14 protein-coding genes are annotated in these 17,067 nt (G+C 32.8%); 10 read left to right on the top strand and 4 right to left on the bottom strand.

Annotated elements, in window-relative coordinates:
• Positions 1-76: 76 nt before the first annotated feature.
• The 3 genes from mgtE to ABWP60_RS04200 are packed head-to-tail and all read right to left on the bottom strand — an operon-like array spanning position 77 to position 2,576.
• Positions 77-1,429 (bottom strand): magnesium transporter, encoded by a 1,353-nt coding sequence (gene mgtE, locus ABWP60_RS04210; protein WP_353148970.1) that lies wholly within the window; start codon positions 1,427-1,429, stop codon positions 77-79.
• Entirely contained in the window at positions 1,419-2,195 is a 777-nt protein-coding gene (gene rsmA / locus ABWP60_RS04205) for a 16S rRNA (adenine(1518)-N(6)/adenine(1519)-N(6))-dimethyltransferase RsmA (RefSeq protein ID WP_353148967.1), read from the bottom strand. The genes mgtE and rsmA overlap by 11 nt, the downstream gene beginning before the upstream one ends.
• 54 nt (positions 2,196-2,249) lie before the next feature.
• Positions 2,250-2,576 carry a DUF4286 family protein gene (locus ABWP60_RS04200; protein ID WP_353148964.1) on the bottom strand — a complete coding sequence of 109 codons (327 nt, stop codon included), beginning with the start codon at positions 2,574-2,576 and terminating at the stop codon, positions 2,250-2,252.
• 220 nt (positions 2,577-2,796) lie between these two features.
• Here ABWP60_RS04200 and ruvB point away from each other — a divergent pair, with 220 nt between their 5' ends.
• Positions 2,797-3,819, top strand: coding sequence for a Holliday junction branch migration DNA helicase RuvB (ruvB, locus tag ABWP60_RS04195; protein ID WP_353148961.1), 1,023 nt, complete (start codon positions 2,797-2,799; stop codon positions 3,817-3,819).
• Positions 3,820-3,828: 9 nt separating this feature from the next.
• Here the strand turns inward: ruvB and ABWP60_RS04190 are convergent, their stop codons facing one another.
• Positions 3,829-4,848, bottom strand: a complete 1,020-nt coding sequence (locus tag ABWP60_RS04190; RefSeq protein ID WP_353148958.1) for a LacI family DNA-binding transcriptional regulator — start codon at positions 4,846-4,848, stop codon at positions 3,829-3,831.
• Positions 4,849-5,107: 259 nt separating this feature from the next.
• Between ABWP60_RS04190 and ABWP60_RS04185 the strand changes: the two genes are divergently transcribed.
• From ABWP60_RS04185 to ABWP60_RS04145, 9 genes are all read left to right on the top strand, one after another.
• Entirely contained in the window at positions 5,108-7,747 is a 2,640-nt protein-coding gene (locus tag ABWP60_RS04185; protein WP_353148955.1) for a TonB-dependent receptor, read from the top strand.
• 85 nt (positions 7,748-7,832) lie between these two features.
• Positions 7,833-8,168, top strand: coding sequence for a glutaredoxin family protein (locus ABWP60_RS04180; protein ID WP_353148952.1), 336 nt, complete (start codon positions 7,833-7,835; stop codon positions 8,166-8,168).
• A gap of 3 nt (positions 8,169-8,171) precedes the next feature.
• Complete coding sequence (locus ABWP60_RS04175) at positions 8,172-9,479, top strand: MFS transporter (RefSeq protein WP_353148949.1); 1,308 nt, start codon at positions 8,172-8,174, stop codon at positions 9,477-9,479.
• Positions 9,472-10,647: a glycoside hydrolase 100 family protein gene (locus ABWP60_RS04170; protein ID WP_353148947.1), complete on the top strand. Its 1,176-nt coding sequence runs from the start codon at positions 9,472-9,474 to the stop codon at positions 10,645-10,647. The genes ABWP60_RS04175 and ABWP60_RS04170 overlap by 8 nt, the downstream gene beginning before the upstream one ends.
• A gap of 1 nt (position 10,648) precedes the next feature.
• Positions 10,649-11,578 carry a carbohydrate kinase family protein gene (locus ABWP60_RS04165; RefSeq protein ID WP_353148945.1) on the top strand — a complete coding sequence of 310 codons (930 nt, stop codon included), beginning with the start codon at positions 10,649-10,651 and terminating at the stop codon, positions 11,576-11,578.
• A gap of 488 nt (positions 11,579-12,066) precedes the next feature.
• Positions 12,067-12,519: a hypothetical protein gene (locus ABWP60_RS04160; RefSeq protein ID WP_353148943.1), complete on the top strand. Its 453-nt coding sequence runs from the start codon at positions 12,067-12,069 to the stop codon at positions 12,517-12,519.
• Positions 12,520-12,526: 7 nt separating this feature from the next.
• Positions 12,527-13,549 (top strand): MBL fold metallo-hydrolase, encoded by a 1,023-nt coding sequence (locus ABWP60_RS04155; protein ID WP_353148941.1) that lies wholly within the window; start codon positions 12,527-12,529, stop codon positions 13,547-13,549.
• 165 nt (positions 13,550-13,714) lie between these two features.
• Positions 13,715-14,047, top strand: a complete 333-nt coding sequence (locus tag ABWP60_RS04150; protein WP_353148938.1) for a hypothetical protein — start codon at positions 13,715-13,717, stop codon at positions 14,045-14,047.
• 718 nt (positions 14,048-14,765) lie between these two features.
• Positions 14,766-17,066, top strand: coding sequence for an NADP-dependent malic enzyme (locus tag ABWP60_RS04145; RefSeq protein ID WP_353148935.1), 2,301 nt, complete (start codon positions 14,766-14,768; stop codon positions 17,064-17,066).
• Position 17,067: the final 1 nt, after the last annotated feature.

The raw sequence follows: 17,067 nt of genomic DNA, 5'->3' as shown, positions 1-17,067 counted from the left end.
AAACAATAAACTTTCCAAACACAAAACCCAGCCAAGCGCTGGGTTAAATTGTATTATAAATATTCTGAAAAGTAAATTATATTCCCAACACCAATTTAGCGATAGTAAAATAAATAATAATACCTATAATGTCATTACTAGTGGTAATAAAAGGACCAGTGGCTAATGCAGGATCCACGCCATATTTATCTAAAACAATCGGAATAAATGTTCCTATTAATGAGGCGATAACAATTACACTTAATAATGCAATAGAAACGGTTATCCCAATTATAAATTCGTAGCCAAGTAAAAAATGACTACCTAATATTAAAATCCCTGCTAAAATACTTCCGTTTAATAAACTTAACGATAATTCTTTAAGTAATCGTTTCCATAAACTTCCAGTGATGGAGTTGTTTGCCAAACCTTGCACCACAATAGCACTCGATTGCACACCCACATTTCCTGCCATAGCAGCAATAAGTGGGGTAAAGAATAACAACATTCTGTGGCTTTCCATCATGGGTTCAAAAATACCCAATACTTTTACAGAGATAAAGCCACCAAATAATGCCAAAACCAACCATGGTAAACGTGCTTTGGTCAATTCCAAAATGCTATCATCTGCCTCAACGTCTTGCGAAATACCGGCAGCTAATTGGTAATCTTTATCCGCTTCTTCTTTTATTATATCAATAATATCGTCAATAGTAACTCTTCCTACCAATCGGCCTAATTCATCTATTACAGGAATGGCTTCCAAGTCATATTTCTGCATAATTCGGGCAACTTCTACATCTTTAGTTTCTACTCTAACGTAATCTACTTTTTTTATATAGATTTCGCTTATATGTGTTTTGGTAGAAGTGGTCAATAAATCTTTTAACGACAATCGTCCTTTCAAACGGTCTTCGTCATCTACGACATAAATCGAATGTACGCGAGTAACATTTTCTGCTTGAAGGCGCATTTCTTTCACGCAAGTTAATACGTTCCAATTTTCGTTTACTCGTACTAATTCTTTCGCCATAATACCCCCTGCAGTATTTTCGTCATAACGTAAGAGGTCAACAATATCTTTAGCGTGCTCTACATCTTCAAGCTCCGAAATTACTAGTGCTTTTTTAGATTGTGGTAATTCGGCAATAATATCTGCCGCATCATTTGTATCTAATTCATCAAGTTCCTCGGCAATTTCTTTGGCAGATAAGGTGCTTAAAATAGTTTCACGAACTTCTTCATCAAGTTCAAGTAATATTTCTGCAGTAATTTCTGAATCTAATAAGTTGAAAATATAAATGGCTTCGGACGTGTCCAAATCATTCATAATTTCAGCAATATCAGCAAAGTGAATTTCATGCAAAATGGTTTCCAAATCAACAATGTTATTTTGCTGAATTAAATTTTCAATTTGCGCGATAAGTTCTTTACTGATTTTAAATTCCATCTGCCGCTATTTTTTGTGTTAAAGAAATAAATTCTTCTACGGATAATTGTTCTGGTCTTTGTGCAAAGATAGTATCTTCTTGTAATTTATCGGATAAATTTAAACTTTTTAAACTATTTCTTAATGTTTTTCTTCTTTGCTGAAAAGCCGTTTTTACTACCTTAAACAATAATTTTTCATCGCAAGGCAATTCGTAATTTTCTTTTCGTGTCATACGCATCACACCTGAATCCACTTTTGGCGGGGGATTAAAAACCGTTGGTGGTACTGTAAATAAGTATTCTACATCGTAAAATGCTTGTGCCAAAACGGATAAAATACCATATACTTTACTCCCTTTTTTACTACAAATTCGTTCCGCTACTTCTTTTTGGAACATTCCTGAAAATTCTGGAATAAATTGACGTAATTCTAACGTTTTAAAAACAATTTGTGTGGAAATATTATAAGGAAAGTTTCCAATTATGGCAAATTGTTCGTCTTTAAAAGCGGTTTGCCAATCGTGACGTAAAAAATCTAAAGAGAAAATGTTATTCGCTAATTTTAAATAGTGTGCTTGTAAATACGTAACGGATTCGCTGTCAATTTCAACAACAAATGTTTCGTAAGGTTTTTCTAATAAATATTTGGTTAAAACACCCATTCCAGGACCAATTTCTAACACTTTATTGTAGTTGGAACCTACTAACGAATCGGCAATTTGCTGCGCAATGCCTTCATCCGTAAGAAAATGTTGTCCTAAATGTTTTTTTGCTTTAACTGACATATATTTTTTTAAATTCTTAAATTCTAAATTCGTAAATCGTAACTCGTAAATTAATTAGTTTTCATTAGTATAAAACTCGTTTAACACTTCTAATTCTGTTCTAAAAGCCAACATTTTATCACCAAACAAACGTATCCCTTCTTCTCTTAATTTCGGAGCGAAAGAGTTGTAATATTCTTGAAGTTTTTCATTACTTTCTGCGGAATATTGAATGGAATAGGTAGTTCCTCCCATTTCCTCTTCCACTAAAACTTTTGAAAGTTTCGCTTTATAAAAACAACCAGTAGCTAAAACATCTCCAATATGTTTGGTCTTTAACCAATTTAACCATTGGTCGTGAGCACTATCGTCAATATTTATGGTAACATTATATATAATCATATGCTTAATTTTTTACAAAGATACTTTTTTCAAAATCAAAATCAATAACAATATAAATATCAATTACAATTACAGAAATCACATTTAAAATCATTTTAATCCACTTGAAATTAATTTAATAGATTTCTCAAATTTCAAAAATTTCTCTAATCTGTGTTTAAAAACAAAAAAACTTCCAACTTCCAACATCTAACTTCCAACTTCTAATTATATTTGTAACATGAATGAAAATTTAGATCCCAACAAAGCGCGTTTTACGCCACAAGAATTAGATATTGAAAAAGCACTGCGACCATTAAGTTTTGATGATTTTGCAGGTCAAGACCACGTGCTTGAAAATTTAAAAGTATTTGTGGCAGCAGCAAACCAGCGAGGGGAAGCACTTGACCACGCACTGTTTCACGGTCCTCCAGGATTAGGGAAAACTACTTTGGCGAGTATTTTAGCTAATGAATTGGGTGTTGGAATTAAAATTACATCGGGTCCTGTATTAGATAAACCAGGCGATTTAGCAGGTTTGCTTACCAATTTAGAAGAACGTGATGTGTTGTTCATTGATGAAATACATCGCTTATCGCCCATAGTAGAAGAATATTTGTATTCTGCAATGGAAGATTATAAAATTGACATTATGATTGAATCGGGTCCGAATGCCCGTTCGGTACAAATTAATTTAAATCCGTTTACCTTAGTGGGTGCCACTACACGTTCGGGATTATTAACCGCACCGATGCGCGCGCGTTTCGGAATTCAAAGTCGTTTACATTATTATAATACCGAATTATTAGCCACAATTATCGAAAGAAGTTCTGGAATTTTAAATGTGCCTATCGACTTAGAAGCCGCCATAGAAATCGCTGGAAGAAGTAGAGGAACACCTCGTATCGCCAATGCTTTATTACGAAGAGTTAGAGATTTTGCACAAATAAAAGGAAACGGAAGTATTGATATAGAAATAGCACGTTACGCCCTAAAAGCATTAAATGTAGATGCCAATGGTTTAGACGAAATGGATAATAAAATTTTAACGACTTTAATTGACAAATTTAAAGGAGGACCTGTAGGATTAACCACTTTAGCCACAGCAGTATCAGAAAACGGAGAAACTATTGAAGAAGTGTACGAACCTTTTTTAATCCAAGAAGGCTTTTTAATGCGAACACCAAGAGGTCGAGAAGCTACAGAAAAAGCTTACAAACATTTAGGAAGAATAAAAGGACTAAACCAAGGGGAACTTTTTTAGTTTATATACCTAAAAAGAAGATTCTCTTTCTATAACACTCGTTTCTAATTCAATGGTTCTTGGCGTAAAAGGTAAAAAATCTTTACGCGCCTGCATTTCTTCTAAAAGTAATTTAAATGCTTGTTCGCCCATTTCAAAACTAGGCTGATCCACGGTGCTAAGTTTTGGTGTAATGACTTGCGACATAAACCAATTACTAAAACCAATTATTTTTATTTGTTCTGGGACTTTTATTTGATGTTCGTTAAAATGTGCCAAAACGCCCACGGCAACTAAATCGGTAATTACAAAAATACCATCCACGTCTTTGTGGTCGCTAAGTATCTTTTCTGCAAATTGTTTTCCTTCTTCAAATGTTACATTTTTACAAGGATAAACCAAACTAGAATCGAATGGAATATTATGATCTTCTAATGCTTTTTTGTAACCTAAAAATCTATCAATCGCATTTTGAGGATTTATTGGACCTCTAATATGAGCAATTTTTTTACAACCTTTATCAATCAAATGTTTCACCGCCTGATAAGCCGCCTTTTGGTCGTTAATAATTACTTTAGAACTTGGAAGTAATTTTGAAATTTTATCAAATTGTACAAACGGAATTTCTCTTTGAATAATTTGTTGAAAGTAAATTTCGTTATTGGCGTCATTAGATAAAGAAATTATAATGCCGTCTACACGTTTGTTAATTAATAATTCAATTTGCTTCTTTTCTAATTCTAACGATTCATTAGATTGAAGGATAATAACCAAATACCCATTTTTTTCTGCTTCTTCAATAATACCTTTAATCACATTTGAGAAAAAATGATGCACTAATTCTGGAATAATAAGACCAATAGTTTTAGATTCTTTTGTTCTTAAGTTAACGGCAAAACTATTTGGCGTATAGTTTAAATTAGCCGCTAAATCTAAAACAGATTGTCTGGTTTTTTCATTTACATCCGTATAGCCTTTAAGTGCTTTAGATACGGTTGTAACCGAAATACCAAGTGTTTCAGCAATTTGTTTTAGTGTGATTTCTTTCATATTTTAATTCACCTTATATTATAGGTGCAGTTTTCTATAAATTAATTTTAATCTTATCTTTTAAATGGCAGTTATCTTTTTGATCAATATTTATAATACAAATATGATAAAAAAAATATTATCTTGCTAATTCTCAAATCGAAAACGTTTTCGGTGATTTCGAAAACGTTTTCGATAGTTATTTTATAAAAATATAATTTGGTAATTTTTACTTTCGAATTATTAATAACTAAAATTACTAACCAAATAAGTATTAAAAATGAAAAAAATTACGAGTTTTTTGAAAAAATCGGTTTTTTTGATAGCTATCTTGCTATTTAATCAGTCGTTTGCTCAGAATGGTTCTTTGTCAGGAAAAGTAACTGACGCTAAGGGCTTGCCAATTAATGGAGCGAGTGTATCAAATGGAAGCAAAACAACTACTACAAATGAAGAGGGTAGTTATTTACTTTCAAATTTACAAAGTGGTACGACCACAATTAAGGTTACCATGTCTGGATACTCAGATATGAGAAAAGAAATTGAAATTAGTGGAAGTACCACTTATAATTTTCAATTAGTAGAACAATCTTCAAACATTGATGAAATTGTAGTTACTGGAGTAGTTAGATCGGCTACAAAATTACAATCTAGTGTTTCTGTAAGTTCTATTTCTGGAGCACAAATTGATCAAGCCGCTCCAAGAGCAACAGCTGAGATTTTCCGTTCCATTCCAGGTATCAAATCAGAATCAACTGGTGGAGAAGGAAACGCAAACATTACAGTTCGTGGTATTCCTGTAGCATCTGGAGGTGCAAAATTCTTACAAATTCATGAAGACGGAATGCCAGTTATGCAATTTGGAGATGTAGCATTCGGAAATGCTGATATATTTGTAAGAGCTGACCAAACGATTCAAAGAGTGGAGTCAATAAGAGGAGGTTCTTCTTCTACTTTAACAAGTAATTCACCTGCAGGTATAATCAACTTTATCAGTAAAGATGGTAAAAAAGAAGGCGGTAGTTTTATGCAATCAGTAGGTTTAGATTACGGAAATAATCGTACAGATTTTGAATATGGTTCGCCAATTTCTTCATCATTACGTTTTCATGTAGGTGGATTTTACAGACAAGGTGAAGGACCAAGAAATGCTGGATATACTGCAAATTTAGGAGGTCAATTTAAAGCAAATATGACTAAAGATTTTGAAAAAGGATATGTAAAATTATATTTCAAATATTTAAATGACAAATCAATTGGATATTTACCGATGCCAGTAAATGTATCAGGAACCAATGCTAATCCAAATTGGAGTTCATTATCTAATTTTAATATATTACACGATACACCTCACAGTGCTTATTTTCAAGATAACCTAACAATTGGTGCCGATGGAGAAAGAAGAAGAAGTAATTTAACAGATGGAATGCGACCAATTGCAACTTCTTTCGGTGGTGATATCTCTTTTGATTTAGGAAACGAATGGAAAATTGATAGCAAATTCAGACAAAACTATAATAAAGGTCGTTTTGTTTCTGCTTTCCCTGCAGAAGTTACAACTGCTGGTGCTTTAGCTACTGCTTTTGGTGTGGCAAACTTAACGTATGCTAATGGTCCTCAAGCTGGACAAAATTATAACAGTAATGCATTAGCTATGAGAATTCATACTTTTGATACGGAGATAAATAATTTTAACAACTTTACTAATGATATGAAATTAACTAAAAAACTAGGTAATTTCGATTTAACATTAGGATACTATAAAGCATTCCAAAACATATCTATGTCTTGGTTATGGAACTCTTACTTAATGGAAGTTAAAGGAGATAACGCAGCTTTATTGAATGCAGGTACAAATTCTGTAAACGGATTATACGCATACGGTGTTCCTGCTTGGGGTAACTGTTGTACAAGAAATTACGATGCTAATTATGACATTACAGCTCCTTATGTAGCGGGTGCATTAAAAGCAAACGAAAAATTAACAGTAGACGCAAGTATTCGTTTTGATTCTGGTAAAGCACGAGGTTCTTATGCGGGTGCTACACAATCTTTAAATTTAGATGTAGATAATAATGGTACGATTCAAGGGCCAGAACAAAGTGTTTCTGTAGTAGATAATGCAAACAGAAAACCAATTAACTACGATTATAATTATGTTTCTTATTCATTTGGAGCGAATTATTTACTAACAGATTCTCAATCTTTATTTGGTAGATATAGCCGTGGTGGAAGAGCAAATGCGGACCGTTTATTATTTGGTGCAAATATTTTAAATGATGGTTCTGCAGTTCCAGGATTAAGTGCTGATATGGTAAACCAAGCGGAATTTGGTTACAAACGTAAAGGAACAAACGCTTCTATTTTCGCAACTGCTTTCTTAGCAAATGTATCTGAACAAAACTGGGATTTTGGTGGTTCAGGAGGTGGAATCAGACAAATTCAAAGAAAATATAATTCTTATGGTTTAGAATTAGAAGGAAACTATAGAGTTAAAAACTTCTCAGTTAATGGAAGTGTAACGTACACAAAAGCTGAAATTGCTGATGATGTAATTACACCAATTCTAAACGGAAACAAACCAAGACGTCAAGCTGATTTTATTTACAATGTGGTTCCTACATATAAATTTGGTGCAAACAAACAACATAACTTTGGATTTAGTGTAATTGGTACAACTAAATCATACGCTCAAGACGATAACAAATTAGTAATGCCAGGTTATGCTTATGTAAACCCATTCTTAAGTTTTGAATTAACGAAAGGGCTTTCTGCAACTGTAAACGTAAATAACGTTTTTGATACCATTGGTATTACAGAAGTAGAAGAAGGAAGTATAACAGAAAACACAAATAATATTGTAAGAGCTAGATCGATTACTGGAAGAACAAGTTCATTAACTATTTCTTACAGATTCTAAAAAAAAGTTTCATATTTGTTTATTCAATTCCTGTATCAGATTTTTTCTGATATGGGAATTGTTTTAAATTTTAAATACAATAATAATGAAAAAATTAATTTTTCTGTTATTTATAATTTTCGGAACTTTTTCTGCAAATGCACAAGAAAAAAAACTAGTAAAAACTACTCCTAAAACCATTGTTTACGGCAGTGACGAATGTCATCATTGTATTGATACTAAAGCATTTTTGACTAAAAATAATATTTCTTTTGAATTTTTTGACATTGATAAAAATCCAGAAGCTTTAAAAGAAATGCTATTAAAACTTAAAAATGCAAAAATCAGTACTCAAAGCCTTGGCATTCCTGTAGTCGATAAAAACGGAGTTATTTATATGAATAACGGTGTGTTTGAAGAATTTTTACAAAAAATAAAATAACCCATGAGTGCTAAAGTAAAATTAAGTTTTTGGCAAATAATTAATATGAATGTTGGATTTTTTGGCATTCAGTATAGTTTTGGTTTGCAACAAAGCGCGGTAAACCCTATCTATGATTTTTTAGGTGCAAGTCCAGATGAATTGCCACTACTCAATTTAGCAGGTCCATTAACGGGGTTATTAGTACAACCGATTATTGGAGCATTAAGCGATAAAACTTGGATTCCAAAATTAGGAGGAAGAAGAAAACCATATTTTTTTATTGGAGCAATTATTTGCAGTATTGCTTTATTTTTATTTCCATTTAGTAGCTCTTTATGGATGGCTGCCGGATTATTATGGATTTTAGATGCCGGAAACAATGCAGCAATGGAACCTTACCGCGCTTTTGTAGCGGATAAATTAGACGAATCTCAACAGCCAATTGGCTTTCAGGCACAAAGTTTTTTTACGGGATTTGGACAAACGTTAGCCAATGTATCGTTATTTATTTTTCCTATGCTATTTATTGGAACCACAGGTAAATTGCCCACATGGGTTTTTGCATCCTTTATTTTAGGATCGGTATGTTCAATTGGTTCAGTTTGGTGGAGTTCCTATACAACAAAAGAAATCCCTCCAACTGATGAAGAATTACAAAAAATTCAATCGGAAAATGTAAGTATTATTACTCCGTTTATTGATATTTTCTTGGCTATTAAAGAAATGCCAAAAGTGATGTGGCAATTGGCTTTGGTGTACCTGTTTCAATGGTATGCTTTGTTTTGTTATTGGCAAAATTCCTCTAAAAGTATTGCGCTTTCTGTTTGGAATACCACGCCACAAAAAAACGTTAAATTATACGAAGAAGCAGTTGCTTGGACAGGTTTAGTAAATGGATGGTATAACATTGTAACTTTTTTATGTGCTTTTGGGTTAGTTTATTTTGCTAAAAAATATTCGCCTAAATTGGTTCATTTTGGATGTTTGGTTCTAGCGGCAATTGGATTTTTAATTTTTCCTCATATTGAAAATAAGTTTTTATTATTTCCTGCTATTACCGGTTTTGGAATAGGTTGGGCTAGCATGATGGGAATTCCTTATTTGATGGTGGTAAACAACATACCAAAAGAACGATATGGCGTGTATATGGGAATTATTAATATGATGATTGTAATTCCAATGTTCATCCAAACCATAAGTTTCGGATACATTATGAAGCATTTTTTACAAAACGACCCAAGACAAGCTATAACATTTGCAGGTATTTTATTAGTTTGTGCAGCCCTATTTACGTTATTCATTTCTACTAAAAAATCAGTAAATGAATAATGTTACTTTTCATAAAGCTATTGCGTTACTACATCAAGTTAGTACAAAAAATGGTTTTTTAGCCAGTGCTGAAAACACCTCTAATTATCAACGTGTATGGGCGAGAGATGGGGTAATTTGTGGCCTAGCGGCTTTGGCTTCTGCCGATGAAAAACTAATTACTACTTTCAAAAATACGTTAGAAACGTTAGCAGCTAATCAACACGAAATAGGAACTATTCCTTCAAATGTATTAATTTCTGAAGGCAAAACAGAAGTGAGTTATGGAGGTTTAGCTGGTAGAGTAGATGCGGTTACTTGGTTTATCATAGGTGTATGTCAATACGCAATTTGTCAAAATGAACCAGAATTTGTCGCTAAATATAAAACTCACATAGAAAAAGCGTTAACGCTATTAAACGCTTGGGAATACAACAATAAACATTTGTTATATGTACCACTTTCGGGGAATTGGGCAGATGAATATATTACCGATGGTTATGTTTTGTACGATCAATTATTGCGAATTTGGGCTTTAAAATCGTATAATCTTTTTGCGAAATCTGAGAGTCTTTCTAAAAAAATTCAAGACAGTACAGATCAAGTGCAAAGTAATTTTTTACCCAATTCTTTAGGAGAAAAATACCACGAAAAAGCATATCAAGAGCTCGTTTTTAATAAGTACCTACCATGTTCTTTTTCTCCTTCAGGATATAAAACCCAATTTGATGCCTTTGCAAATGCTTTTGTAGTTTTATTGAATATTGGCACAAGAGAGAATCAAAATCAAATTTTAGAATTTGCGTTAAGCTTAGCTTCAGAAACTAAATTAGGTTTGGTTCCTGCTTTTTGGCCACCCGTTTTTCAAGAAGACGAACATTGGAATTTGCTAAAAAATAACTGCAAATACGAATTCAGAAATTTTCCTTACGAATTTCATAATGGTGGTAGTTGGCCAATGGTGAATGGATTTGTAGGATTGGCAATGTTAAGCCATAATCGACATAAAGAAGTCGAACAATTATTAGAAAAAATAAATCAAGCTAATGCAGCAGATGATTTTTCATTTTATGAAAATTTTAATACAGATACTCAAGCGCCTAACGGAGTAGCCTTTTGTGCCTGGAGTGCAGCAGCAACAGTTTTAATTCACCAATCCATTCATACTAATTTTAAAATAGTATTTTAAGTTGAAAACTATAGATATCATATGCATAGGCGAAGTTTTAATTGATTTCATAGGACATGAAGTCAATACTTCTATAAATAAAACCAAAGATTACCATCGATTTTTAGGAGGTTCTCCTACTAATGTTGCTGTAAATGCTTCTCGTTTAGGGCTGCATGCTGTATTAGTAGCGTCTTGTGGAAAGGATGGTTTGGGCGATTATATAATTCGAAAATTAAAATCAAATCAAGTAAATTTTCAGTATGTAAGAAAGTCAAATACGTCGCCTACCTCTGTAATTTTTGTCTCAAAATCTACAGAAACTCCAGATTTTATTCCATATCGTCAAGCGGATTGCGAAATTTTTGAATCACAGTTATCCGATGAAATTATTGCACAAGCTAAAATTTTTCATACCACTTGCTTTGCATTGAGTAAAAATCCAGCACGTGAAACTATTTTAAATAGAGCAAAAAAAGCTACAGAATTAGGAGTAAAATTAAGTATAGATATTAATTTTTCAGAACGAATTTGGCCAAATAGAGAAGAAGCAAAACAGGTTTTGAAAGAATATTTAGCGAATGACCCATTAGTAAAATTGAGTGAAGATGATTGCTATAGATTGTTTGACGAAGTAAAATCGGATGCGTTTATTTTTGATTATTTTCATCAAATGGGCGCATCTACTATTTGTTTAACTAAAGGTAAAAACGGAGTTGTGGTTTCTGATGTACAACAAGGCTTGTTTTTTCAACCTGCGTTTCAAATTGAGGAAATAAAAGATACTACCGGAGCAGGTGATGCTTTTTGGACAGGGTTTTTATATGCTCAAATTCAAAATAAATCATTACAAGACTGTATAACACTGGCTCAAAAATTGGCAGGAATCAAATTGCAAAACGTTGGTCGTTTACCAGAAAACATTAATATTAAAGAAATTATTGAAGTATAAAGTTAGTTACATTTATATATTTTTTTAAGAGCTGTACCATTTAGTGCAGCTTTTTTATTTTTGGCACTTAAAATGCTGCATGAATCAAAACATTTCGCCGCAACTTTAGATACATTGTGTAGCGTATTTTAGAATTTACTCTTCCGTAAAAATTCATGGAATTACTATCCCTAAAAAATGAAGCCGATTCTTCACAATTAGTATAAAAATAGGTTCCATTTCTCATGCCTCCTTTATTATTTATGTAAAATATGAAAATAATGTTAATTTTCAATACATCATGTTAATTTTCGTAAAGTAGTTATAAAAATAACTATCTAATTTTATAAAATATTAAGAAATAATAAGCAATTTTTTTAAAAAGTTAATTAGATAATTAATAGATAAATACACCCAAAATTGGGGAGATATGTATGATTTTGTTAGACATATATACAAGTTAGTATAAAGCATAACGAACGACGCAGTAACATAAAACGACAAACAATATGATAGGAATAGCAATTTATCTTTTATTTTTTTTAGTAGGACTATTCAGTCTTGTAGTTTGCTTACTCAGCGGACAATTTCCAGATTGGACAACAGCATTTCAGTTACCAATTGCTTGTGGACTTGCAGGCGGTTTTGGTGGAGTTCTATATTGCTTGAGAGGTTTATATCTAAATTATAGTGTGAAAAAGCAATGGAGTAGCGAGTGGTATCCTTGGTATGTTATCCGACCACTAGTAAGTATTTTGACAGGTGGAGTAAGTTTTTTATTCTTAAAAGCAGGACTCCTAGTTCTTGAAGCACAAACTGAGGTAACCTCTTCCAATTTTGGGTTCTATGCACCTGCTTTTATTGCAGGACTTAATGTAGATAAATTCATTTCAAAAATTGAAGACTTAGCTCAAGCTACTTGGGGCATAGAAAAATCAAGAGCATCAAAAGACAGTAAATAAAAAATATATGGACTTCAGTATAGATATGTTAAGCGTTGGTGACGCAGACGCAATAATTTTATGGTTAAAGCAGGAAGGTGCTGACTTTATCATTTTTCTCGATGGTGGCAAACCTGGAGACGGAAATGAAGTTGTAAAACATTATAATGCTTATATAAAACCGCATATCGCAGCCAAGCCAATAATGATTGTAATAAATTCTCATCCTCATCGTGACCATATTGGTGGACTTCCTGAAATTATTAATTATTTCGGAACTGACATAAAAAGTGTTTATTTCAATGACCCAATTGTTTATGTTAATCAAATGCAGAGAAATTTAATTACCGAATACCATCAAAAATATAGTGCCAATAGACAAATTGCTGGACTCTATGAATCATTAAAAGATGTTGATGATTTTAAAACACTTCTTAAAAAATTTGGACTAACACCCCAACCAATATTTTCCGACACAATTCTTGGACACAATTTGTTTAAAGTGTTAGGACCAAGCAAAGCCTTTTATAAACAGAAAGTTCAATTCTTCACTGACAAAACTTCATTAGAAAGAATGCACTTACTCAAAGAAGCAGAAGAAGATGTTAATGAGGTTGAGGAGGGAAATAAACCTTGTGTAGTGGTAGATGAAAAAAATGACACATCAGCTGAAAACCTAACAAGCACAATAATACAATTAACAGACAGTAGTAATAGGCGTTATTTGTTCACAGCCGACAGTGGTGTTGATTCATATGAATCAGCACAAAACAATGGATTTAATATGAAAGACTTTCATATTGCCCAACTTCCTCATCACGGTAGCAGACGAAATGTTAATACAAATTGGATTTGCAATTTTAACCCTAAACATTATTGGGTTTCAGCAGCAGGAAATAAAAAACATCCAAGAAAAGCTGTTATTGAATGTATCAAAAAAAACCTTCCAAACTGTAAAACATACAGCACACACAAAGGAGGGTCAATGCATATAAACTCAACAACAAATTTATTTCCAGACAGAGGATGGGGAAGTGCAGAACCATTATAAACAAAATGCCAGTTGATAAGAATACATACAAGAAATTCGCAGCTCAGTTCTCCACATCAACAAGCCTAAAATCGTACAAGATGACAACCAAATAAAAAAAATAAGCAACAGGGATGCTGAAAACTGTTTAGAGTAAGCTGACAAAATATATAAATTCAACTAAAAATGGACAAAAAATCAGCAGAAATTAAATTTTCATTAGCAGAAAATGCTAAAAATAGCGAAGTAGCATTCTACCCAATTAGCATTTCGGTAATTAACGAATCATCTATAGACTTCAGAGTGGCAGAGGTTGCTGTTAAAGACAACGATTCAAACCGTGTGGCGACAGGAATTTTACGTGATATTCCAAGTGGCGGCGAAGCACATACAACAGTTCAATTACCTGGTGGTATTGAGTTTTGTATTTGGAAAATTACTCCTATAGTAGGTGAAACAATTACAGGATTTGGTGCTGCCGACAATGCTCCCGGAGTTAGGTTGACAATAACAGATTAAATGGTTGATAAGCAATATATCGGTTAGAAATAGACAGAATATAGGCAACATTTATCCGACTAAGTCAATTTTGGTAGCGAAAAAATTCAAGGTTACTTCTATAGACTAATTAATTCTTAATAGGATAACAAAAAGTTGCGGATATATATAAATTGGGAAAATGCCCCATTTATTCTAGGCAAAAGATGGTCATTGCTCTATTTATTTCTTGACAAATAATCGATTTAATAGCAACAAATGGGAAGCACATAGTAACATAAAAAATGTCAAATAAAATGATAGGATTAGCAATTTATCTTTTACTTTTATTAGCAGAACTATTTAATCTACTAGTTTGTTGGCTAAGCCGACAATTCTAGATTTTATTGTAGTATTTCAGCTGCTAAAGACTTGTCGGCTTGCTTTTGGTTTTGTTGGGTGCCAATATTTTGAACTTAAATTGCACTATAAAAAGTAATGAGGCAGTGAATGTGCCTTGTCCTAGTATTGCTATCCGAATACTAGTAAAACTTTATGTTGCTAATAAAGTTAAAAATAAAAAATAATAAATTGAAGTTGGTTATATATATTTAATTTGGTTTTCTAGAGCTGTAAGTAAACTTGCAGCTCTTTTTTTATGGTCATAATTAAAAAACAAAGAAATTATAACTTTTTAAACAAACCTTATTGTTATTTCATTGCTTATTTTATCTTTGTAAGTTGATGCAAATGATTAAATATGTCCACAAATAACAATAAAAGAAGAGAAGCCTTATTATACCACGCCAAACCTACACCCGGAAAAATTCAGGTTGTACCTACAAAAAAATATGCTACACAACGTGATTTGTCTTTGGCTTATTCGCCAGGTGTGGCAGAGCCGTGTTTGGAAATTGCAAAAGATGTAAACAACGTCTATAAATATACAGCTAAAGGAAATTTAGTAGCCGTTATTACCAATGGAACAGCTGTTTTAGGCCTAGGTGATATTGGTCCAGAGGCATCTAAACCTGTAATGGAAGGAAAGGCATTGTTGTTTAAAATATTTTCCGATATTGATGTTTTTGATATTGAAGTAGATGCCACAGATATTGATAAATTTGTGGAAACCGTAAAAGCGATTGCGCCTACTTTTGGAGGGATTAATTTAGAAGACATTAAGGCACCAGAATCGTTTGAAATTGAACGAAGATTGGTAGAGGAATTAAACATTCCAGTAATGCATGACGACCAACACGGAACAGCAATCATTTCGTCTGCAGCACTTTTAAATGCGTTAGAAATTGCAGAAAAAGATATTGCTAAAATAAAAGTAGTAGTTTCCGGTGCCGGTTCCGCTGCATTAGCTTGTGCAAATTTATATGTTTTGTTAGGGGTAAAACCTGAAAATTTATATATGTTCGATGTAAATGGTTTACTAACTACTTGTAGAGACGATATTTCCGAATTACAACTGCGTTATGCTAAATCTTGCAAACCAGGTCCATTATCTGAAATAATAAAGGATGCCGATGTATTTTTAGGATTATCTGTAGGAAATATATTAAAACCAGAAATGTTACTAGCTATGGCAGCCAATCCAATTGTGTTTGCTATGGCCAATCCAGTTCCTGAAATCGATTATAATGTAGCGATAAAAACTCGTGAGGATATTATTATGGCAACAGGTCGTTCTGATTATCCAAATCAAGTAAATAATGTTTTAGGATTTCCTTACATTTTTAGAGGTGCTTTAGATGTTAGAGCTAGAAAAATTAATGAAGCTATGAAAATGGCTGCTGTTAGAGCTTTGGCAGAATTAGCAAAATCACCCGTTCCCGAGCAAGTAAATATTGCTTACGGAGAAAAAAAGTTGGTTTTTGGAAAAGATTATATTATTCCAAAGCCTTTTGATCCGAGATTGATTTCAACCATTTCTCCAGCTGTAGCTAAAGCTGCTATGGAAAGTGGTGTGGCAGATATAGAAATTACAGATTGGGAAAAATACGCAAGTGACTTACAGGAACGATTAGGAGGCGATAATAAAATTGTAAAATTACTTACAAATAGAGCTAAAACAGAACCTAAGACTATTGTTTTTGCGGAAGCTGATCAGTTAGATGTCTTAAAAGCGGCACAAATTGTTCATGAAGAAGGAATTGGAATTCCAATTTTATTGGGGAATATAGAAATTATTCAAGAGTTAAAAGAAGAAATAGGCTTTGATGCTGATTTGAAAATCATTGATCCAAAATCTAAAGACGAAAATAAAACCAGAGAAAAATACGCACAATATTTCTGGAAAACCAGACAGCGTAGAGGAACTTCTTTATTGGATGCTCAAAAATGGATGCGAGAGCGAAATTATTTTGCGGCTATGATGGTTAATGCAGGTGATGCAGATTGTATGGTTACGGGATTTTCACGTAGTTATCCAAATGTGGTAAAACCTGTGATGGAATTAATTGACAAACAACAAGGCGTGTCAAGAATTGCTACTACAAATATTATGAACACTAAGCGTGGCCCATTATTTTTGTCTGATACCGCTATTAATCCAAATCCATCTGCTGAAGAATTAGCAAAAATTGCTTTAATGACAGCTAAAACTGTTCGATTATTTGGTATTGAACCTATTATTGCCATGATTTCGTTTTCTAATTTTGGATCTTCTTCACATGAAAGCGCGATTAAAGTGAGACAAGCAGTCAAAATTTTGCACGAAAATTATCCCGATTTAATTGTTGATGGAGAAATTCAAACCGATTTTGCCTTAAATGCGGATATGTTAAAAAGTAAATTTCCATTTTCTAAATTGGCTAATAAAAAAGTAAATACATTAGTTTTTCCAAATTTAGACGCTGCAAATATTACCTATAAAATGCTTAAGGAGCTAGATAAAGTAGTTTCTATAGGTCCAATTATGATGGGATTAGAAAAGCCAGTTCATATTTTTCAATTGGGTGCTAGTGTCGAAGAAATGGTAAATATGGCTGCAGTTGCTGTCGTTGATGCGCAAGAAAAATTGAAAAACAAGCTAAAAGTAAAAGCCAAAAAATAAA

Source organism: Flavobacterium sp., from assembly GCF_040402895.1.
Classification (GTDB): Bacteria; Bacteroidota; Bacteroidia; order Flavobacteriales; family Flavobacteriaceae; genus Flavobacterium.
The sequence above is the reverse complement of the archived record's forward strand: the minus strand, read 5'-3'. Positions and strand labels throughout refer to the sequence as shown.